The 19,279-nt window shown below is 70.8% G+C and carries 17 protein-coding genes; 9 read left to right on the top strand and 8 right to left on the bottom strand.

Features of this window, described 5'->3' with window-relative positions:
• Positions 1–430: 430 nt before the first annotated feature.
• Positions 431–2,293, bottom strand: a complete 1,863-nt coding sequence (locus ACZ67T_RS26035) for a phosphoenolpyruvate carboxykinase (GTP) (RefSeq protein ID WP_469987351.1) — start codon at positions 2,291–2,293, stop codon at positions 431–433.
• A 230-nt stretch (positions 2,294–2,523) separates the two neighbouring features.
• On the opposite strand from ACZ67T_RS26035, the gene trhA reads away from it, so the two are divergent.
• Together trhA and ACZ67T_RS26025 are read left to right on the top strand one after the other, a co-directional pair.
• Positions 2,524–3,213 (top strand): PAQR family membrane homeostasis protein TrhA, encoded by a 690-nt coding sequence (trhA, locus tag ACZ67T_RS26030; RefSeq protein ID WP_326774334.1) that lies wholly within the window; start codon positions 2,524–2,526, stop codon positions 3,211–3,213.
• Positions 3,214–3,419: 206 nt separating this feature from the next.
• Positions 3,420–4,037 carry a TetR/AcrR family transcriptional regulator gene (locus ACZ67T_RS26025; protein WP_469987349.1) on the top strand — a complete coding sequence of 206 codons (618 nt, stop codon included), beginning with the start codon at positions 3,420–3,422 and terminating at the stop codon, positions 4,035–4,037.
• A gap of 51 nt (positions 4,038–4,088) precedes the next feature.
• Here ACZ67T_RS26025 and ACZ67T_RS26020 read toward each other — a convergent pair whose 3' ends face one another.
• Complete coding sequence (locus tag ACZ67T_RS26020) at positions 4,089–6,107, bottom strand: thioredoxin domain-containing protein (RefSeq protein WP_469987347.1); 2,019 nt, start codon at positions 6,105–6,107, stop codon at positions 4,089–4,091.
• Between the two features lie 120 nt (positions 6,108–6,227).
• Between ACZ67T_RS26020 and ACZ67T_RS26015 the strand changes: the two genes are divergently transcribed.
• Entirely contained in the window at positions 6,228–9,431 is a 3,204-nt protein-coding gene (locus tag ACZ67T_RS26015; protein WP_469987345.1) for a tetratricopeptide repeat protein, read from the top strand.
• A 201-nt stretch (positions 9,432–9,632) separates the two neighbouring features.
• Here the strand turns inward: ACZ67T_RS26015 and ACZ67T_RS26010 are convergent, their stop codons facing one another.
• Positions 9,633–9,878: a hypothetical protein gene (locus tag ACZ67T_RS26010; RefSeq protein WP_329570827.1), complete on the bottom strand. Its 246-nt coding sequence runs from the start codon at positions 9,876–9,878 to the stop codon at positions 9,633–9,635.
• Positions 9,871–10,731 carry a mycothiol conjugate amidase Mca gene (mca, locus tag ACZ67T_RS26005; protein WP_469987600.1) on the bottom strand — a complete coding sequence of 287 codons (861 nt, stop codon included), beginning with the start codon at positions 10,729–10,731 and terminating at the stop codon, positions 9,871–9,873. The genes ACZ67T_RS26010 and mca overlap by 8 nt, the downstream gene beginning before the upstream one ends.
• A gap of 173 nt (positions 10,732–10,904) precedes the next feature.
• Here mca and ACZ67T_RS26000 point away from each other — a divergent pair, with 173 nt between their 5' ends.
• Positions 10,905–11,309 (top strand): DUF4307 domain-containing protein, encoded by a 405-nt coding sequence (locus tag ACZ67T_RS26000; RefSeq protein WP_469987343.1) that lies wholly within the window; start codon positions 10,905–10,907, stop codon positions 11,307–11,309.
• Between the two features lie 198 nt (positions 11,310–11,507).
• Positions 11,508–12,005, top strand: a complete 498-nt coding sequence (greA, locus tag ACZ67T_RS25995; RefSeq protein ID WP_469987341.1) for a transcription elongation factor GreA — start codon at positions 11,508–11,510, stop codon at positions 12,003–12,005.
• Between the two features lie 95 nt (positions 12,006–12,100).
• On the opposite strand, the gene ACZ67T_RS25990 is transcribed toward greA, so the two are convergent.
• From ACZ67T_RS25990 to ilvA, 3 genes are all read right to left on the bottom strand, one after another.
• Positions 12,101–12,943, bottom strand: a complete 843-nt coding sequence (locus ACZ67T_RS25990; RefSeq protein WP_469987339.1) for an ABC transporter permease — start codon at positions 12,941–12,943, stop codon at positions 12,101–12,103.
• Complete coding sequence (locus tag ACZ67T_RS25985; RefSeq protein ID WP_469987337.1) at positions 12,940–13,953, bottom strand: ATP-binding cassette domain-containing protein; 1,014 nt, start codon at positions 13,951–13,953, stop codon at positions 12,940–12,942. Before ACZ67T_RS25985 ends, ACZ67T_RS25990 begins: the two co-directional genes overlap by 4 nt.
• Before the next feature lie 166 nt (positions 13,954–14,119).
• Positions 14,120–15,349, bottom strand: coding sequence for a threonine ammonia-lyase (ilvA, locus tag ACZ67T_RS25980; protein ID WP_469987335.1), 1,230 nt, complete (start codon positions 15,347–15,349; stop codon positions 14,120–14,122).
• 145 nt (positions 15,350–15,494) lie between these two features.
• On the opposite strand from ilvA, the gene ACZ67T_RS25975 reads away from it, so the two are divergent.
• From ACZ67T_RS25975 to ACZ67T_RS25965, 3 genes are all read left to right on the top strand, one after another.
• Positions 15,495–16,016, top strand: a complete 522-nt coding sequence (locus tag ACZ67T_RS25975; protein ID WP_469987333.1) for a MarR family winged helix-turn-helix transcriptional regulator — start codon at positions 15,495–15,497, stop codon at positions 16,014–16,016.
• A 106-nt stretch (positions 16,017–16,122) separates the two neighbouring features.
• Entirely contained in the window at positions 16,123–16,614 is a 492-nt protein-coding gene (locus tag ACZ67T_RS25970) for a sigma factor-like helix-turn-helix DNA-binding protein (RefSeq protein ID WP_469987331.1), read from the top strand.
• A complete protein-coding gene (locus ACZ67T_RS25965) occupies positions 16,611–16,862 on the top strand; it encodes a hypothetical protein (RefSeq protein ID WP_469987329.1) in 252 nt (83 codons plus the stop codon). Before ACZ67T_RS25970 ends, ACZ67T_RS25965 begins: the two co-directional genes overlap by 4 nt.
• Positions 16,863–16,895: 33 nt before the next feature.
• Here ACZ67T_RS25965 and ACZ67T_RS25960 read toward each other — a convergent pair whose 3' ends face one another.
• Entirely contained in the window at positions 16,896–18,068 is a 1,173-nt protein-coding gene (locus tag ACZ67T_RS25960; protein WP_469987327.1) for a cystathionine gamma-synthase, read from the bottom strand.
• 91 nt (positions 18,069–18,159) lie between these two features.
• Between ACZ67T_RS25960 and ACZ67T_RS25955 the strand changes: the two genes are divergently transcribed.
• Positions 18,160–19,269 (top strand): hypothetical protein, encoded by a 1,110-nt coding sequence (locus ACZ67T_RS25955; RefSeq protein WP_469987325.1) that lies wholly within the window; start codon positions 18,160–18,162, stop codon positions 19,267–19,269.
• Positions 19,270–19,279: the final 10 nt, after the last annotated feature.

The raw sequence follows: 19,279 nt of genomic DNA, 5'->3' as shown, positions 1-19,279 counted from the left end.
AAGTGTGGCGCCCACGAAAGGCCCTTCTGGTCGGCAAGCGCCATGATTCGCAAAACGGGGTGAGAGGCCCGCGGTGGTGAGCGTCAGTGCGGCGAGCGTCGCCGCTATGCGCCGGCAGTGCCCAGACGTATTCAGCTGAGTCCCCCACGGACTCGGTTGGCCTCCGGACGGCTCGACCGAAGGTGATGTGCAGGAACATCGAAGCCATGTAAGGCGCAAGTCTACGGCGATGCGCGAATGTTCTCTATAAAAGGGGCGGGCAAGGGCGGCCCCCCGGAACCGTAAGGGGATTCCGGGGGCCGTTCCGCAGCGGGCTGTTGACCCCACAGGTCAGGGCGGACGTCGGAACACCCGGCCGCGGGGATTTTGCAGGCGCGCTTCAAAACTGCGCCCGGGTGGGCGACGCCTCGAAGGCGCCGCCCAAGGGGCGTCAGCCCAGGCGCTTCACCAGTGCCCGATACTCGTCCCACAGCTCCTTCGGCGTGTGGTCGCCGAAGGTGTTGAGGTGCTCGGGGACCAGGGAGGCCTCGTCGCGCCACACCTCCTTGTCGACCGTCAGCAGGAAGTCGAGGTCGGAGTCGGCCAGTTCGAGGCCGTCCGTGTCGAGGGAGTCACGCGTCGGCAGGATGCCGATCGGCGACTCGACGCCCTCGGCCTTGCCCTCCAGGCGCTCGACGATCCACTTCAGGACACGGCTGTTCTCGCCGAAGCCGGGCCACACGAACTTGCCCGCGTCGTTCTTGCGGAACCAGTTGACGTAGTAGATCTTCGGCAGCTTGGACTGGTCCTTGTCCTTGGCCACGTCGACCCAGTGGGCCATGTAGTCGCCCATGTTGTAGCCGCAGAACGGGAGCATCGCGAAGGGGTCGCGGCGCAGCTCGCCGACCTTGCCCTCGGCGGCGGCGGTCTTCTCGGAGGCGACGTTCGCGCCGAGGAACACGCCGTGGTTCCAGTCGAAGGACTCGGTCACCAGCGGCACGGCGGAGGCGCGGCGGCCGCCGAAGAGGATCGCCGAGATCGGCACGCCCTTCGGGTCCTCCCACTCGGGCGCGATGATCGGGCACTGCGAGGCGGGGGTGGTGAAGCGCGCGTTCGGGTGCGCGGCCGGGACGCCGGACTCGGGGGTCCAGTCGTTGCCCTTCCAGTCGGTGAGGTGCGCCGGAGTCTCCTCCGTCATGCCCTCCCACCAGATGTCGTTGTCGTCGGTGAGCGCGACGTTCGTGAAGACGGAGTTGCCCCACAGCGTCTTCATGGCGTTGGCGTTGGTGTGCTCGCCGGTGCCGGGCGCGACGCCGAAGAAGCCGGCCTCGGGGTTGATCGCGTAGAGGCGGCCGTCCTCGCCGAACCGCATCCAGGCGATGTCGTCGCCGATGGTCTCGACGGTCCAGCCGGAGATCGTGGGCTCCAGCATGGCGAGGTTGGTCTTGCCGCACGCGCTCGGGAAGGCGGCGGCGACGTACTTCGACTCACCCTGCGGCGGCGTCAGCTTGAGGATGAGCATGTGCTCGGCGAGCCAGCCCTCGTCGCGCGCCATCACGGACGCGATGCGCAGGGCGTAGCACTTCTTGCCGAGCAGGGCGTTGCCGCCGTAGCCGGAGCCGTACGACCAGATTTCGCGGCTCTCCGGGAAGTGCGAGATGTACTTGGTGGAGTTGCAGGGCCACGGCACGTCCTGCTGGCCCTCCTCCAGCGGCGCGCCCAGCGTGTGGACGGCCTTCACGAAGAAGCCGTCGGTGCCGAGCTCGTCGAGGACGGGCCGGCCCATGCGCGTCATGGTGCGCATCGAGACGGCGACGTACGCGGAGTCGGTGATCTCGACGCCGATCGCGGAGAGCTCCGAGCCGAGCGGGCCCATGCAGAACGGGACGACGTACATCGTCCGGCCCTTCATCGAGCCGCGGAAGATGCCGCCCTCGCCCTCGTCGCCCTGGAAACTGTCTCCTTCTCCCGTAAAGATGGCGCGCATCTCCGCGGGGGCTTTCCAGTGGTTGGTGGGGCCCGCGTCCTGCTCCTTCTCGGAGCAGATGAACGTCCGGTCCTCGACGCGCGCGACGTCGGTCGGGTCGGAGGCGGCGTAGTACGAGTTCGGGCGCTTGATCGGGTCGAGCTTCTTGAACGTTCCCTTGTCGACCAGTTCCTCTGCGAGGCGCTCGTACTCGGCCTCCGACCCGTCGCACCAGACCACACGGTCCGGCTGCGTCAGCTCAGCGATCTCGTTGACCCACGAGATCAGTTCCTGGTGCTTGGTGGGGACATTGCCCAAAGAAACGGGAGCCGCGATGTCGCGCGCCACGATTGCTCCTAAATGAGGGGTTTTTGTTTGTTGCCCCTTGGGGGCTGCGACCCGGATGCTTCACGTGTTGATCCCTCTGGCGCTCATCCGGTGCCGACCGCACTCATATGATCATCCGACGCGAGCGCCCATATGTCCAGAGGGCCTCACAGCTGAGCGACGTGAGGATCGCCACTCGTATGCGTCACTGGTCGTCACTCGGATTCGTTACTTACGCCCCCGTAGGTACGATGCGGCACATGACTGCCGCCACGCCATCCGAAGTGACCGCGACAGAGCCCGTTCCGGTGAAACCCCGGCTGCGCGGCTGGCTGCACGCAGGGATGTTCCCCGCGGTCGTCATCTCCGGCCTGGTGCTGACCGCGCTCGCGGACTCCACCCGCGGCCGGATCGCCTGCGGGATCTACGTCCTCACAGCCTGCCTGCTGTTCGGCGTGAGCGCGCTTTATCACCGGGGCAACTGGGGCCCGCGCGCGGACGGCGTGCTGCGCCGCCTCGACCACGCGAACATCTTCCTGATCATCGCGGGCACCTACACGCCGCTCACGATGCTGCTGCTCCCCGAGGCCAAGGGCCAGTGGCTGCTGTGGGGCATCTGGGCAGCCGCCGCGGCCGGCATCGTCTTCCGCGTCTTCTGGGTCGGCGCCCCACGCTGGCTCTACACGCCCTGCTACATCGCGATGGGCTGGGCGGCCGTCTTCTTCCTGCCCGACTTTCTGCACGCGGGCGGCACGGCCGTGCTCGTCTGCGTGATCGTCGGCGGGCTTCTCTACAGCGCGGGCGGCGTGATCTACGGGATCAAGCGCCCGAACCCGTCACCGCGCTGGTTCGGCTTCCACGAGGTCTTCCACTCGCTCACGCTCGCGGCGTTCGTCGTGCACTACGTCGGCATCTCGCTGGTGGCGTACCAGCACGCCTGACCTCGCCCCTCCCCCTCCTGGCCGCGGCTTCCGAGCCACGGCCGTTCTTTGTGCCCCGGCCCTTGCGGTCGGAGACCACCATTTTTTAAGAGTTACTCTCATTTCATAGCTACTGTCACCACGCAGGACTCACCACAGGACGGTGTGCAGCGCGATCCGCGCCGCTGGACGGGCCCCCGTCCCCGGTGATGCCCGAGAATGAACCCATGTCCCCCTCCGCACGCTCCACCCCCGCCGCCGACCGCCCCGGGATGGGCCTGCGCGAACGCAAGAAGCTCAAGACCCGCGTGGCGATCAGGGACGCGACGTACCGCCTGATCACCGAGCAGGGGTACGACGCGACGACGGTCGAGCAGATCGCGGAGGCCGCCGAGGTGTCGCCGTCCACGGTGTTCCGGTACTTCCCCACCAAGGAGGACATCGTCCTCACGGACGAGTACGACGCGATGCTGGAGGCCGAGCTGCGTGCGCGGCCCGCGGACGAGTCGATCGTCGACTCGCTTCGGCATGTGATCACGCAAGCCGTACACCTCGGGTTCGACGACGATCCCGAGGTGTCACGACTGCGGACCAGGCTCCAGGTCGAGGTGCCCGCGGTGCGCTCCCGGATGATGGAGTCCATGTCCGTCACCGGACAGCTGCTGTGCCGGGTGATCGGCGAGCGCACCGGCCGCGACGCGGACGGCCTGGAGGTCCGCGTCTACGCGATGGCGCTCGTCGGCGCGCTCATGGAGACCACGCTGTACTGGGCCGAGCACGACCACCAGGAAGAGCTGCGCGACCTGCTGGAGCGGACGCTGGAGACGTTCAAGAACGGTCTCTAGGGGGCCCGGCATCCCCTGGCGCCCAGCAGGGCCCGAGGGCGTCCGGCCCCTTCAGTCCTGCAGCTTCGCCGCGAGCTCCTGGGCGTCGGTGACGGGGGCGTCACAGGTGAAGTTGCGGCACACGTACGCGGCCGGGCGGCCGCCGACGAGCGGCCGGTCCGCCAGCAACGGCAGTTCACCGGAGCCGGGCCGGCCCGCCGCGACGACCGCGCCCGGCGCCGTGCCGAGCAGCGCCGTGCGATGGAGTTCGCCACCGATCTCGCCCACGACGGCGACCTCCTTCGGCCCGTCGAGCAGCGCCTCCGCGACGGCGAGCCCGTGCCCGATGAAACGCGGGGCACGCGGCCCGAGGGCCCGCACCACACCCAACGCCCGCTCGGCGGCGGTGCGATGGGGCTCCGAACCGGTCTGAGCCGCGTACGACAGCAACGCACCCGCCGCCGCGCTCCAGCCCGAGGGCGTGGCGTTGTCGGTCGGGTCCTGCGGCCTGCGGATCAGCCGCTCCGCGTCCCGCGCCGTGTCGTACAGGGCGCCGGACTCCGCGTCGGTGAACTGGTCGAGGACGTGGTCGAGGAGGAACCCGGCGAACTCCAGCCAGACCCCCTCGCCCGTCACGGACGCCAGCGCGAGGAAGCCCTCGGCGACATCCGCGTAGTCCTCGAGGACCCCCGCGTTCGCGCCGGCCCGGCCGTCCTTGCTGGTACGGGCGATGCGCGCCCGCGCGTCCATGTGGAGCCGTACGAGCAGGTCGGCGGCGGCCAGCGCGGCCTGCACCAGGTCCGGCCGGTCGAAGTACGCGCCGGTCTCCGCGAGCGCGGCGATCGCCAGGCCGTTCCACGCGGCGACGACCTTGTCGTCCCGCCCGGGGGCCGGCCGCTCGGCGCGCGCGGCGAACAGCCTGCGCCGGACGTCCTCGACCCGCGCGGCGTCGAACTCGGCCTCTTGTCGCGGGAGCTGGAGGACGGAGGCGCCCTCCTCGAAGGTGCCCTGCTGCGTCACGCCGAAATACTGGGCGGCCAGCTCGGCGTCCGCGTCGCCGAGCACCTCGCGCAGCTGCCCGGGCGTCCACACATAGAACGCGCCCTCGACGTGGCGGCCCTCGGCGTCCTCGCTGTCCGCGTCCAGCGCGGACGCGAACCCGCCCTCGTTCGTCCGCAGCTCCCGCACCATGAAGTCGGCGGTCTCCAGCGCGACCCGCTTGGCCGTCTCCGAACCGGTGGCCCGCCACAGATGCGCGTAGGCGCGGCACAACAGCGCGTTGTCGTAGAGCATCTTCTCGAAGTGGGGCACGACCCACTCACGGTCGACGGAGTAGCGCGCGAAGCCGCCGCCCAGCTGGTCGTAGATCCCGCCGCGCGCCATCCGCTCGCAGGTGTCGTCGGCCATCTGGAGCGCGCCCTCGGCGCCGGTGCGGGCGTAGTGGCGCAGCAGGAACTCGATCACCATCGACGGCGGGAACTTGGGGGCGCCGCCGAATCCGCCGTTCGTCTCGTCGTACTCACGGGTCAGGCCGAGCAGCGCCTGCGCGAGCTCGCCCTCGCCGGGGATCTGCGTGTCCCCGTACGGCAGCTCGCGTCCGGCCAGATCGCCGACGATCTTCGCGGCGACCTCGGCGACCTCGTCCTTGCGCTCCGCCCACGCCTGCGCGACGCCCTCCAGGATCTGCGGGAAGGACGCCATTCCGTGCCGGGGCTCGGGCGGGAAGTAGGTGCCGAAGTAGAACGGCTCGGCGTCGGGCGTGAGGAACACGGTCATGGGCCAGCCGCCCTGTCCGGTGGCGGCCTGCACGGCCTCCATGTAGACGGCGTCGACGTCGGGACGCTCCTCGCGGTCGACCTTGATGTTGACGAAGCGGTCGTTCATGAGGGCGGCGGTCGACTCGTCCTCGAAGGACTCGTGGGCCATGACGTGGCACCAGTGGCAGCTGGAGTATCCGACGCTGAGCAGCACCGGGACCCCGCGCCGCAACGCCTCCTCGAAGGCGTCGGCCGACCACGGCCACCAGTCGACGGGGTTGTCGGCATGCTGGAGGAGGTAGGGGGACGTCTCATGGGCCAGTCGGTTCGGCATGCGCCCCATCCTCGCGCACGCCGGTCGCCGATCGGCCCTTTGATCCCCGGCCTCTCGCGCCGTGACCCCATACGCAGCACACTTGACGCGGAACCGTTTGCCGCCGGAGGGGGACCTGAGATGCGAGACAGCCATCGGGCGGAAGCCGAGGGGCTGTTGGCCCGGGCCGTGGAGGAGGAAGTACGGCGTTCGGGAGGGCGCACGGACGGCGGGGTGCTGCTGTCCCGTGCGCGCGGTGCGCTCGATGCCATGGCGCAGACCGCTGCCGAGGAGTACACGCAGTTCACACACGCCCTGGACGAGGCCGAGGCCGGGCAGATGTCGTTCGGGCAGCGCTTCACCCAGGAACGGGGGTCGACTCCCCTGCTGGTCACGGCCGTTGCCGCGGTGGCCGCCTGCGTGGCCGACCTACTGCTCGGTACGGGCGCGGGGACCGCGGTCGGCACGGGCGCGGCCGTCGCCGTGGTGGGCGCCGCCACGACCGTCGCGAAGGTGACGGCCTCTCATGTGCCCGCCGCGAGCCGCCGCGCCGGGGCGAGGAGCCAGCCGGGCGGGCCCGAACAGCTGAGACTGCAGTGGCTGACGGCACTCGACGTGCGGGGGATCCGACCGTTCCTCGATCAGCAGCGTGTCCTCGCCGCGACCGCGGGGGCCGGCGCGAAGAAGCCGACGCCGCAGTTACGCCGTACCGACAAGAGCGCGGCGGCCAGGCGGCGCAACGTACTGGAGCAGTCGTTCGGTCAACTTCCGGAGCCGGAGGGCCCGTTCGCGGGCCGCAGGGCGCAGATGCAGCGCATCGCCCAGTGGGTGCACGCGGCGCGCGCGAGCACCGAGACGCGGCCCACCGTCGTCGTGCTGCACGGCGCGCCCGGCTCCGGCCGTACGACGCTCGCGGTGCGGGCGGCGCACGAGCTGCGCGACCAGTTCCGCGGCGCGTGCGTCGTGGACCTGCGGGGCGACGCGCCCGAGGCCCCGCTGTCGACCCGGGACGCGCTGCTCCATCTGCTGAACCGGCTCGGCGCGCCGCGCGAGCAGTTGCTCTTCCGGGAGCGTTCCTCGCAGGAGCAGCAGGTGCGGCGCCTGAGCGAGCTGTACCACCAGCATCTGACGGGGCTTCCGGTCACGATCGTCCTGGACGACGCCAACGACGCGGAGCAGGTGCGCACGCTGATCCCCGAGCGGTCCGACAGCCTCGTCCTGGTGACGGCGCGCAAGCCGCTCGACCTGCCGGCGGACGTCCCGGCGTGGCTGCACCAGGTGCCGGTGGACGCGCTGGACGCGGCGGGCTCGGAGGAACTGCTGCGTGAGTGCGCGGAGGACGCGTCGGGCCCGTACGACGCCGAATCGTCCGACACGGTGAGGGAGTTGTGTGGCGGCCTGCCGCTGGCGCTGCGCATCGCGGGCTCCGCGATCGGGCCGCGTACGACGCGCGCGCTGGCGTCCGATCTGGGCGCGTACGGGCCCGTGGAGCCGGTCGAGCGGGTGCTGTGGCTGCGCTACACCGACCAGCCGGAGGCGACCCGGCGGCTGCTGCGGCGGCTCGCGCTGGCCGGGCGGGCCTCGCTCGGTGCGGCCGCGGCGGCCGCGCTCCTCGCGACGGACGAGTCGGAGGCCTCCCGCCATCTGACGGCGCTGTCACGCTCCGGGCTGATCGACCACGTGCGGGGAAGCCGGTACCGGCTGCACGACCTCGTCCGCTCCTTCGCGCAGACCCGCCTCCTCGACGAGGAGGAACCGGACGAGCGGACGGCCGCTCAGGAACGCCTCATCCAGAACTACGCGGAGCTCGCGGACTCGGTGATCCGGCTCGTCGACGGCAAGATGTCGACGCGTGCCGGGCAGGTCGGCCCGCACGGCTTCACCTCGCTGGACGCCGCGCTGCGCTGGCTCGACGACGAGTCCAGCTTCATCACGGCGACGCTGCGGGGCGCGGAGGGCGTCGACCAGGCGGCCGTACTCAATCTGCTCGGCGCCCTGTGCGACTACTGCCTGCTGCGCGGCGACCTGTACCGGCTCGGCGAGATCAGCGAGCTCACCCAGGCCGTCGACCAGGGGCTTCTGGTGCGCTCGGTCCAGTGGCGCACGGGTATCGCGGCGCGCCAGCTCGGTGAGCTCGACAAGGCGCGTACGACGCTGGCGTCCGTGGTGGACCTCTACTTCGAGGCGCACCACAACGCGGGCGCGGCCCGCGCCCTGTGTTCGCTGGGCATCACGCTGCACCACCAGGGCCAGCTCAAGGAGGCGGCGGCGAAGCTCCGCGAGGCCCTCGACCTCCAGATCACGGAGGAGACGGCGGGCGACCGGGGCTGGACGCTGCATGCGCTCGCCGCGGTGGAGCGCGACCGGGCCCATGTGAAGGAGGCGCTCGATCTGCTGACCTCGGCGCTGGCCCTGCACCGCGAGAACGAGTCCGTGCACGGCGAGGCGTGGGCGCACTTCCAGCTGGGGCAGCTGTGCCTGCGGATGGGCGACGTGCCGGGCGCGGAGCGTGAGCTGCGCACCGCCCTCGACCTGTACAGCCGTACGCGCGACAGCCGCGGCGAGGCGTGGGCGCTCACGCAGCTGGCGCGGGCGCGCCTGGTGGAGGGCGACGCGTCGGCGGCGGTCGACGGACTGCGCCAGGCCGCCTCGCGCCACCGTGACAGCGAGGACGCGCGCGGCGAGGCCTGGACGCTCTACTACCTGGGCCAGGCCCTGGAGGAGAGCGGCAACCTCGACCAGGCGGTACGCGAGCTGGAGCGCTCCCGCACGATGTTCTCGCGGATGCGCGACGTGTACGGGCTCGCCTGCGCCCGCCACCACTCGGCCCGGGTCACGCGTGACCAGCGCGCCGCGCAGACGGGCTCGCTGCGCAACTCCGGGTTCGCGCGTCAGCTCCTGGTCGACGCCCGCGCCGACTTCCAGCGCATCGGCGTCGCGCACGGCGAGGGGTGGACGTGCCTGGAACTGGCGGTGGTGGACGCGGGCAACGGGCGCGCGGCCCAGGCCCTGGCCCTGTGCGAGGAGGCGGCGGCGCTGTTCGCGTCGTACGGCGACCGCCGCGGCGAGGACTGGGCGAACTTCCTGCGGTGCACGCTGCTGCCGTACGCGTCCCCGGGCGGCTCGGAGATCGGCACGGCCGTGGCGATCGAAGAGCTGTCCCAGCTCGCCCGCGCCACCCACGCCGGCCGGGACGCCAAGCTCGACGACTACGTGGAGGCCTACCAGCTCCTCCTGGAACGCGGCGCGGACCTGGAGGCAGGCTGGCAGGCCTGGCGCCTCGGCATGGTCCCCGACCGGCACGCCCGCGACGTGATGGGCGTGGAGGTGGGGGCGGGGCGGTGAGGGGGCGTGGCACTGCGTGGCGCGACGGCGCTCAGGGCAAGGCGCTCCGGGCGCGTGAGCGCGGGGGCGTTGCGGGGCGCGTGGTGCCGGGGGCGAGGCGCCGGATACGTGGGTGCTGCGGGCGCGTGAGCGTGCCGGCGCAGCGCGAAACTGCTCGGCGCGGCTCACCGCCGTGCCGAGCGCGTTCCGTTCAGCGGGGCGTCAGCCCTTGGCGGGCGAGGCCGGGGAGCCGGACGCGGGGTCCGCGGCGGCGTCCGTCTTCTCCTTGAAGTCGACCTTGCCCATGTGGCGGTTCATCGACTTCATCAGGCCCCAGACGGCGACGGCCATCACCGCGAAGACGATGAAACCGAGGACGCCCGGGGTCACCTTGTTCTCGTCGACCTCCTTGGCGAGGGGGACGAGATGCGTCATTGCCAGGCTTGCGCTTGCGCTCATGTCAGGCATTGTCGCGGATGCCCGCAAAGAGGTCGTCCTCGGGGAGGGAGGTATCGACGAGAGACTTCGCGAGCTCGTACTCCTCGGTCGGCCACACCGCGCGCTGGAGTTCCATCGGGACCCGGAACCAGCCGCCGTCGGGGTCGATCTGCGTGGCGTGCGCGATCAGCGCCTTGTCGCGGATCTCATAGAAGTCGGCGCACGGAATGTGCGTGGTCAGCGTCCGCTCGACCCGCTCGAACTCGTCCCACCGCTTGAGCCACTCCGCGTAGGGCGACTCCAGACCGCTGTCGAGCATCGCCTGGTGCAGCGCCTCGGTGCGCGGCCGGTTGAAGCCCTGGTTGTAGTAGAGCTTCTGCGGCTGGTAGGCCGCGCCGTACTCGGACTCCGGGTACTTCTCGGTGTCCGCCGCGCCCTCGAAAGCCACCATCGAGATCTTGTGGGTCATGATGTGGTCGGGGTGCGGGTAGCCCCCGTTCTCGTCGTACGTCGTGACGACCTGCGGACGGAACGAGCGGATCTGCCTGACCAGCTCCCCCGCCGCCTTGTCGACGTCCTCGAGCGCGAAGCAGCCCTCGGGCAGCGGCGGCAGCGGGTCGCCCTCGGGCAGGCCCGAGTCGACGAAGCCCAGCCACTCCTGGTCGACGCCCAGGATCTCGCGCGCCTCGTCCATCTCCTTCTTGCGTACCTCGTGGATGTTCTCCTCGATGTACGTGTCCCCCTGAAGCTTCGGGTTGAGGATGGAGCCGCGTTCCCCGCCCGTGCAGGTCACGACAAGGACGGCCACCCCCTCGGACACGTACTTGGCCATGGTGGCCGCGCCCTTCGACGACTCGTCGTCGGGGTGGGCGTGAACGGCCATCAGTCGCAGCTGCTCAGTCAAGACAAGATCCTCAGTGAATGACTCGGTGAATAAGGCGCCCTCGGTCATACAGCGCATTGGGCGGCTTCTATAGTGACGGAACCGGGGGGCGGAAAATTCCGGCAGTCTGTCCGGGGCCGGTCCTCGATCCGCCCCGCGCGAGAGGAACGATCATGAGTGCGGTGAGTGAGCAGCTCCCGGACGGCCGCTACGGCCGCTCCCGCTCCGCCGACGAACGAGCGGACCGCACCCTGAAGATCGTCGGCGCCGTGCTCGGCGCCCTGCTGGTCGTCCTGGTCGGCTGGTTCGGCTACCACTACGTCTTCGGTACGAAGATCAGCGCCGAGGTCATCACCTTCAAGGCGTCCGACGCGGCGGTCAAGGTGCACCTCGAGGTCCGCAAGGACAGCGACGCCAAGGGTTACTGCACCATCCGGTCGCTGTCCGCCGACGGCGCCGAGGTGGGCCGCGCGGACTTCCGCTTCGATCAGCGCGACAGCCGGATCGACAAGGTCGTGACGCTGCGCACCACGGCCCGGGGCACCAGCGCGGAGCTGCTCGGCTGTCACGCGGTGTGACCGCACGACGGCCATACGTTCGGTCGTACTGTGGGTGTACGGGTTTCGTCGCCTGACCTGCGGTGACGAATTCTTGATGGCATATGTCCTCCCCCTTCGGCGCCTGAATTGTTAGGCTCGTGGTTTCGCCCACCCGTGAAGGCACATGCTTCTGGGTAGGGCGATGCTTTGTATTCCCAGTACCTACGAGGAGCACCTGTGACCCAGACCAGCGAAGACGTCACCTGGCTCACGCAGGAGGCGTACACCAAGCTCAAGGACGAGCTGGAGTACCTGTCTGGTCCCGCGCGCGCCGAGATCACCGTGAAGATCGCGGCAGCACGCGAGGAGGGCGACCTGCGCGAGAACGGCGGGTACCACGCGGCCAAGGAGGAGCAGGGCAAGCAAGAGCTCCGCATCCGCCAGCTGACCCAGCTCCTGGAGAAGGCCAAGGTCGGCGAGGCGCCTGCCGCGGCCGGCGTCGCCGCCCCCGGCATGGTCGTCACGATCGCCTTCGACGGCGACGAGGACGACACCATGACGTTCCTGCTCGCCTCGCGTGAGTACGCGAGCGCCGATTTCGAGACGTACTCACCGCAGTCCCCGCTGGGCTCCGGTGTGAACGGCAAGAAGATCGGCGAGGACGCCCGGTACGAGCTGCCGAACGGCAAGCTCGCCTCGGTGAAGATCCTCGCGGCGAAGCCCTACAACGGCTGAGACGCCGTACAACGGCTGAACCGACCGTATGGCGAAGGCCCCCGGCGCGTACTGTGCCGGGGGCCTTCGCGTGGTCGCGCTCGGGGGCGCAGCCGTCAGGCCGTCGCGTTGCGGTACTTGCGGACCGAGAGCGTCCGGAAGACGACGATGATCACGACGGACCAGAGCAGCGAGGCCCACACGGCGTGCTGCATGGGCCAGGCGGGAGAGTCGGAGACGCCCGGATTGCCGAACAGCTCGCGGCAGGCCTGCACCGTGGCGCTGAACGGGTTCCAGTCGGCGATGTGGCGCAGCCAGGGCGTCATCTGGCTGGAGTCCACGAACGCGTTGGAGATGAACGTCACCGGGAAGAGCCAGACCAGTCCGCCCGACGTGGCCGCCTCGGGGGTGCGCACGGACAGGCCGATGAGGGCGCCGATCCACGTGAACGCGTATCCGAGGAGGAGGAGCAGGCCGAAGGCGCCGAGGGCCTTCGGGACGCCCTCGTGGATGCGCCAGCCCACCAGGAGCGCGACGATCGCGAGGACGAGCAGGGTCAGGGCCGTCTGCACGAGGTCCGCGAGGGTGCGTCCGGTGAGGACGGCGCCACGGGACATCGGCAGCGACCTGAAGCGGTCGATGAGGCCCTTGTGCATGTCGTCGGCGATGCCCGCGCCGGCGCCCGCCGTGGCGAACGTGACGGTCTGGGCGAAGATGCCGGCCATCAGGAACTCGCGGTAGACCGCGGGGTCGGTGGTGCCCCCGATGTTCATCGAGCCGCCGAACACGTAGCTGAACAGCACCACGAACATGATCGGCTGGATCAGCCCGAAGATGACGACTTCGGGGATCCGCGTCATCCGGATCAGATTGCGCTTGGCGACGACGAGGGAGTCCCTGGCGGACTGCACGGGGCCGCCCGCGGGGCGGGGGGCGAGGGGCTGGGTGACGGCGCTCACTTGACGGCCTCCTTCTTCCGCTGGGACTGCCTGGCGGCGCCCGCCTCCGAGCCGTTCTCGTCCTCCTTCTCCTCGGCCACGTGGCCGGTCAGGGAGATGAAGACGTCGTCGAGCGTGGGCCGGCGCAGACCGATGTCGTCGATCTCGATGCCGCGGATGTCCAACTCCCTGATGACCTCGGCGAGGAGCTTGGCGCCGCCGGAGACGGGGACGGTGAGCTTGCGGGTGTGCTGCTCGACGGTGGTCTCGCCCTTGCCGAACCCGGCGAGGACCTCGGCGGCGGGCGTCATGTGCTCCCGCTCGTGGACCACGAGCTCGACCCGCTCGCCGCCGGTCTGGGCCTTGAGCTGGTCGGACGTGCCACGCGCGATGACGCGGCCGTGGTCGATCACGCAGATGTCGTGCGCCAGGTGGTCGGCCTCTTCGAGGTACTGGGTGGTGAGCAGCAGTGTCGTGCCGCCGGCGACCAGCTCCTGGATGACCTCCCACAGCTGCAGCCTGTTGCGCGGGTCGAGTCCCGTCGTCGGCTCGTCCATGAACATCACGGGCGGCGAGACGACGAGTGCGGCGGCCAGGTCGAGCCGGCGGCGCATGCCTCCGGAGTACGTCTTCGAGGTCCGGTCGGCGGCGTCGGCGAGGTTGAACCGCTCGAGCAGCTCGGACGCGCGCGCCTTCGCCTCCTTGGCCTTCATCTGGTACAACTGGCCGACCATTTGCAGGTTCTCACGACCCGTCAGATACTCGTCGACCGCGGCGAACTGGCCGGAGAGCCCGATCGAGCGCCGCACCTCGTTCGGATGCTTGAGAACGTCGATGCCCGCGACGACGGCCTTGCCGCTGTCCGGCGTGAGCAGCGTCGTCAGACAGCGCACGGCAGTGGTCTTCCCCGCCCCGTTCGGACCGAGCAGGCCGAGGACCGTGCCCTCCGGGACATCGAGATCGACGCCGTCCAGAGCTCTGACGTCGCCGAAGGTCTTCACCAGACCTTCGGCGTAGATGGCGCCTGGCATGTGGCTTCCCCCATGGGTTGTGGGTGACCTGTTTGGTTGCCTTGCTCAGGAAAGCTTAGGTATGTCTGTCGGGGCATGCCCGACGAATTGGTGACGCGCACCACAAGGTATCGCGATACATCGCGTCTCATCAACCGGTTTTCCGTAATCCCCCGGGCTCCGCCGGTCAGTCGATGACGAGGTAACCCGCGTCCCGCAGCGCCGCGCCCACCTCGGCGCAGTGCACCGGCCCCTTCGTCTCCAGGTGCAGCTCGACCTCGGCCTCCGTGAGCCCGAGGCGGGGGTCGGTCCGTACATGGCTCACGTCGAGGACGTTGGCGTCGACCGCCGACAGCACGCCGAGAAGCGTGGCCAGGGCGCCGGGACGGTCCGTCAGACGCAGCCGCAGCGACAGATAACGGCCGGCGGCGGCCATGCCGTGGCGCAGGATCCGCTGCATCAGGAGCGGGTCGACGTTGCCGCCCGACAGCAGCGCCACGACCGGGCCCTCGAAGGAGTGCGGGTCGCTCAGGAGCGCCGCGACCGGACTCGCCCCGGCCGGTTCGACGACCAGTTTGGCCCGCTCCAGGCAGAGCAGCAGCGCGCTCGACAGCTCGTCCTCGGAGACCGTACGGACCTCGTCGACCAGCTCCTGGACCACCTGGAAGGGCACGTCACCGGGCCGCCCCACCCTGATGCCGTCGGCCATCGTCGCCGGATAGGGGATCGACACCGGCCGCCCGGCCTTCAGTGAGGGCGGGTACGCCGCCGCGCCCGCCGCCTGGACGCCGATCACCTTCACATCGGGGCGCACCGCCTTGACCGCCACCGCGATGCCCGCGGCAAGCCCGCCGCCGCCGATGCCCACGACGATCGTGCGCACCTCGGGGCACTGCTCCAGGATTTCGAGGCCGACCGTGCCCTGCCCGGCGATGATGTCCGGGTGGTCGAAGGGGTGGATGAAGACGGCGCCCGTCTCGCGCGCGTACTCCTGCGCCGCCGCCAGCGTCTCGTCGACCACCTGTCCGTGCAGCCGCACCTCCGCGCCGTAGTCACGGGTCGCCGCGACCTTCGGCAGGGGCGCGCCGACCGGCATGAAGACCGTGGAGCGTACGCCGAGGAGAGAAGACGCGTGCGCTACACCCTGCGCATGGTTTCCGGCACTCGCGGCGACCACGCCCGCGGCGCGCTCCTCGGGAAGCAGGCCCGCGATCCTGACGTACGCGCCGCGCAGCTTGAAGGATCCGGTCCGCTGGAGGTTCTCGCACTTGAGGTGCACCGGCGCTCCGACCAGCCCCGAGAGGTACCGGCTGCCCTCCATCGCCGTCGTCCGCACGACCCCCGAGAGCATCTTCTGCGCGCCGCGCACATCGTCCAGGGTCACCGTCGGCAAGGAGTCAGCCGTGCTGTAGCTCATGACGGCAAGTCTCCCAGCTCACGCCGTACGGCTCCTGGTGTGACCAAGGTCCGAGACTGGTTTGCGCAGCGTCGGTACGACCCGCCTTCCGGCCGCGTACCCTGTCCCCCAACCCAACACCCCCGCATGAAGTGAGCCCCCGGCCATGCCCACACCACCGGAAACGATGGACATGACGACCGCCGGCGACACCGGCCTCCTCGAAACGCTCCAGCACGAGGTGGCGGTCTTCGCCCGCCGTGCCGAACAGACCCGGCTCGGCGGGGTCGGGCAGGTGCGCAACTCGATGGACCGAGCCGCGTATCTGCTGCTCAACCGCCTGGACAAGGAAGGCCCGATGGGCGTCAAGGCGCTCGCCGCGAGCATGGGCATCGACTCGTCGACGGTGACGCGTCAGGTCGCGCCGCTCGTCGACACGGGCCTCGTCAAGCGGACGTCCCACCCGGAGGACGGACGCGCGGTCGTCCTCCAGCTGTCGCCGCGCGGCCTCGCCCGGCTCGACGAGGTACGCGTGTCCCGGCAGTCCCTGATGGCCGAGTTGACGCAGGAGTGGACCCCGCAGGAGCGCGAACAGTTCTGCGCGCTCCTCACGCGCTTCAACACCGCGCTGTCCGCGCGGCAGGCGGGCCAGCCCGCCCCCTCCGGGGAAGCCTCTCCCGGCTCTTGACCCCGGGCCCGCACCTGCCCTCATATGAGACCGGGCCCCTGTCGTACGCGGCCGGGGCCCGTCCCGTCCCAGCGACCGGCCGCCGAGCGGCCCGGCTGGAGGTGCGGTGCGAGAACGGCGCGCGTTCCAGGACGCCCGCCGGGCCCGGGAGTTCGAGGCGTTCGTCGCGGGCGCGGCAGGGCGGCTGCTCCATGCCGCGACCCTGCTCACCACGGAGCCGGCCGGCGGCAACCCGCGCGCGCGGAAACTGCTCGTCGCGGCGCTCGCGCAGACGTACGCCTCCTGGGACCGGCTGCGCGGCGACGACCCCTACGACCGCGCCCGCACGGAGCTCGCCCTGCGCTTCGCCCGCGCGGCCTGGCACCGGCACCGCGGGTACGGCGGCGTACTGCGTCACCTCGGCCCGCAGGCGCGGCTGATCCTGGTGCTGCGCCTCTACGAGGGGGTCGGCGAGGAACAGGTGGCCGCGCTGCTCGGGCTTCCCATGGAGCGCGTGCACGTGATCCACGCGCGCGCCATGGCGCTCGTCCTGCACCCGCCGCGCGGGCCCGCCCCGGCCCTTGGGAACGCGCCGTCCCTGGAGAAGGTGCCGTCATGAACGGACAGGCTCGCAGGGAACGCGAGGTCCGCGCGATCCTGGAGGCCGCTCAGGGAGCGCTGCCGCCCGGGATCCACACCGAGGCGGTGCGCCGGGGCGGGCGGATCCTGCGCCGCAGGAGAGTGCTGCGGCGCCTGACGTGGCTCGCGCTGTGCCTGGCGACGACCGCGTTCTTCGTATGGCTCCTGCTGGCCAGGCCCTGGGTGGAGCCGCCGTCCGGGACGACTCCACCACTCACGGGCTGGTGACCGCGCGCGTCCTCGCGGCGGCCGTCCTCGGTGTCAGCCGAGCGCCTGCTGGAGGTCGGCGAGCAGGTCGTCGGCCGACTCGATGCCCACGGAGAGCCGTACGAGATCGCTGGGCACCTCGAGCGCCGAGCCCGCGACCGAGGCGTGCGTCATGCGTCCCGGGTGCTCGATCAGGGACTCCACACCACCCAGGGACTCGCCCAGGGTGAACAGCTTCGCCCGGTCACAGACCGCGACCGCGGCCTCCTCGCCGCCCTCGATCTGGAACGACACCATGCCGCCGAACGCCTTCATCTGCTTGGCGGCGACCTCGTGACCGGGGTGCTCCGGAAGGCCCGGGTACAGAACACGCGTCACGCGCGCGTGCCGGGACAGCATGTCGGCGACCTTCGTCGCGTTCTCACTGTGCCGGTCCATGCGCACGGGCAGCGTCTTGATGCCGCGCAGCACCAGCCACGCGTCCATGGGCCCGGCGACGGCGCCCATCGCGTTCTGGTGGTAGGCCAGCTCCTCGCCGAGCGCCGGGTCGGCGACGATCAGCGCACCGCCGACGACGTCCGAGTGACCGCCCATGTACTTCGTCAGGGAGTGCACGACGACGTCCGCGCCGAGCGCCAGCGGCTGCTGGAGGTACGGGCTCGCGAAAGTGTTGTCGACGACGAGCCGCGCCCCCGCGTCCCGCGCGACCTGCGCGACGGCGGCGATGTCGGTGATCCCGAGCAGCGGGTTGGACGGCGTCTCGACCCAGATGACCTTGGTCTTCGGTGTGAGCGCCGCGCGCACGGAGGCCGGGTCGCTGGTGTCGGCGACCGACCACTCCACGCCCCATCGCGAGACGACCTTCGCGAACAGACGGAACGTGCCGCCGTACGCGTCGTTCGGGATGACCACGTGATCGCCGGGGCTGAGCAGCGTACGGAGAAGGCAGTCCTCGGCGGCGAGCCCGGAGGCGAACGCGAGGCCGCGGCGGCCCCCTTCGAGGGCGGCGAGGTTCTCCTCCAGGGCGGTCCTGGTCGGGTTGGCGCTGCGGCTGTACTCGTAGCCGCCGCGCAGCCCGCCCACGCCGTCCTGCTTGTACGTGGAGACCTGGTAGATCGGGGGGACAACGGCACCCGTCAGGGGGTCGGCCGTGTTGCCCGCGTGAATGGCCACGGTCTCGAACCCGTGACCACCGTGGGCGCTCTGGCTGTTGTGCGTGTCGCTCATGCGGCCAGAGCGTAGTGCGCGCACGGGCCGCGCGGCGGCCCTAACGGACCTCATTCGCCAATTGTCCGACCCTTCTGGTTCGCTTGTACGCATGGGAATTCTCTGGGTCCTGATGGCAGTGGTCATGTTGGGGGCGGTGCTGGGCCCGTACCTGCTGCGCCGGCGCGGCGGCATACGCCAGGTCGCGCCGGGTTCGCCGGACGCGGCGGACCCCGCGGAGTACGGCTTCATGCGCCAGGAGGACCTGGACGTGCGGCTCCCGGGCCCCGACCAGGACCTGTTGAACGTGATGGCGGTGGTCCAGCGCAACCAGGACTTCACCGCCGCCAAGCAGCTCCTCGCCGGCACGGGCAAGGAGAGCGAGCAGCGCTGGGAGCGCGTGCAGGCGATCGCAGGCGCCGCCGCCCTGGAGCTCGCGCAGACGCCGCGGCTCGGGGCCGGGTGGCTCCACGCGTGGCGTGCCCAGGACCCCAAAGACCCGGGCGGGGCGCAGGTGTTCGCGGAGTTCCTCGTCCAGCAGGCCTGGCGGAACGCGGGCGGTGAAGCGCAGGCCGACGAGCGGCGGATCATCCTGGAAGAGGCCAGGTCGGCCTGCGAGGACGCGGCGCTCCTGGCCCCCGGCGACCCGGTCCCCCACATCACCCATCTCGCCGTGGCCCGCGGCCTCGGGTACTCCCAGCACGACTTCGAGCAGCTCTGGCTCAAGATCCTCGACACGGCGCCGGGCCACATGGGCGCGCACCTGGCGGGCCTGCGGTACTGGTGCGAGAAGTGGCACGGCTCGCGCGAGCTCGCCTTCTCCTTCGCGGAGGCCGCCGCCGCGCGCGCCCCGCGCGGCTCGCTCCTCGCGGCGCTCCCCCTCTTCGCGGTCTACGAGCACCTGCCCGACGTCAATCTGGTGCGCAGCTTCTACCGGAGCGAGGTCGTCACCAAGTCGATCCACGGCGCGCTCTTCGCCGTCCAGGCCGCCCGCCCGGACGACCCGATGCTCGCCCACGTCCGCCACCTCCTGGTGTTCTTCCTGGTCCGCTGCGAGCGCTGGGCCGAGGCGATGGAGCAGCTGCTCCACGTCGACGGCCACGTCGGCGCGCTCCCCTGGACGACGGGCTCGGACCCGGCGGCGGACTACGCGGTGTACCGGGCACTCGCGGTAGCGGGCTACGAGGCGAACGGCGGGAGCCCGGCGACGCTGCGCCACTGACCGCCCCGCG

This window comes from Streptomyces sp. NPDC107517, from assembly GCF_055582645.1.
This window is presented reverse-complemented; position numbering and strand designations above follow the sequence as displayed.

Coding starts and splice junctions, on each gene's coding strand:
- trhA (WP_326774334.1), top strand. CDS start 2,524: ATGCGGCACATGACTGCCGCCACGCCATCCGAAGTGACCGCGACAGAG.
- ACZ67T_RS26025 (WP_469987349.1), top strand. CDS start 3,420: ATGTCCCCCTCCGCACGCTCCACCCCCGCCGCCGACCGCCCCGGGATG.
- ACZ67T_RS26020 (WP_469987347.1), bottom strand. CDS start 6,107: ATGCCGAACCGACTGGCCCATGAGACGTCCCCCTACCTCCTCCAGCAT.
- ACZ67T_RS26015 (WP_469987345.1), top strand. CDS start 6,228: ATGCGAGACAGCCATCGGGCGGAAGCCGAGGGGCTGTTGGCCCGGGCC.
- ACZ67T_RS26010 (WP_329570827.1), bottom strand. CDS start 9,878: ATGCCTGACATGAGCGCAAGCGCAAGCCTGGCAATGACGCATCTCGTC.
- mca (WP_469987600.1), bottom strand. CDS start 10,731: ATGGCCGTTCACGCCCACCCCGACGACGAGTCGTCGAAGGGCGCGGCC.
- ACZ67T_RS26000 (WP_469987343.1), top strand. CDS start 10,905: ATGAGTGCGGTGAGTGAGCAGCTCCCGGACGGCCGCTACGGCCGCTCC.
- ACZ67T_RS25985 (WP_469987337.1), bottom strand. CDS start 13,953: ATGCCAGGCGCCATCTACGCCGAAGGTCTGGTGAAGACCTTCGGCGAC.
- ilvA (WP_469987335.1), bottom strand. CDS start 15,349: ATGAGCTACAGCACGGCTGACTCCTTGCCGACGGTGACCCTGGACGAT.
- ACZ67T_RS25975 (WP_469987333.1), top strand. CDS start 15,495: ATGCCCACACCACCGGAAACGATGGACATGACGACCGCCGGCGACACC.
- ACZ67T_RS25965 (WP_469987329.1), top strand. CDS start 16,611: ATGAACGGACAGGCTCGCAGGGAACGCGAGGTCCGCGCGATCCTGGAG.
- ACZ67T_RS25960 (WP_469987327.1), bottom strand. CDS start 18,068: ATGAGCGACACGCACAACAGCCAGAGCGCCCACGGTGGTCACGGGTTC.
- ACZ67T_RS25955 (WP_469987325.1), top strand. CDS start 18,160: ATGGGAATTCTCTGGGTCCTGATGGCAGTGGTCATGTTGGGGGCGGTG.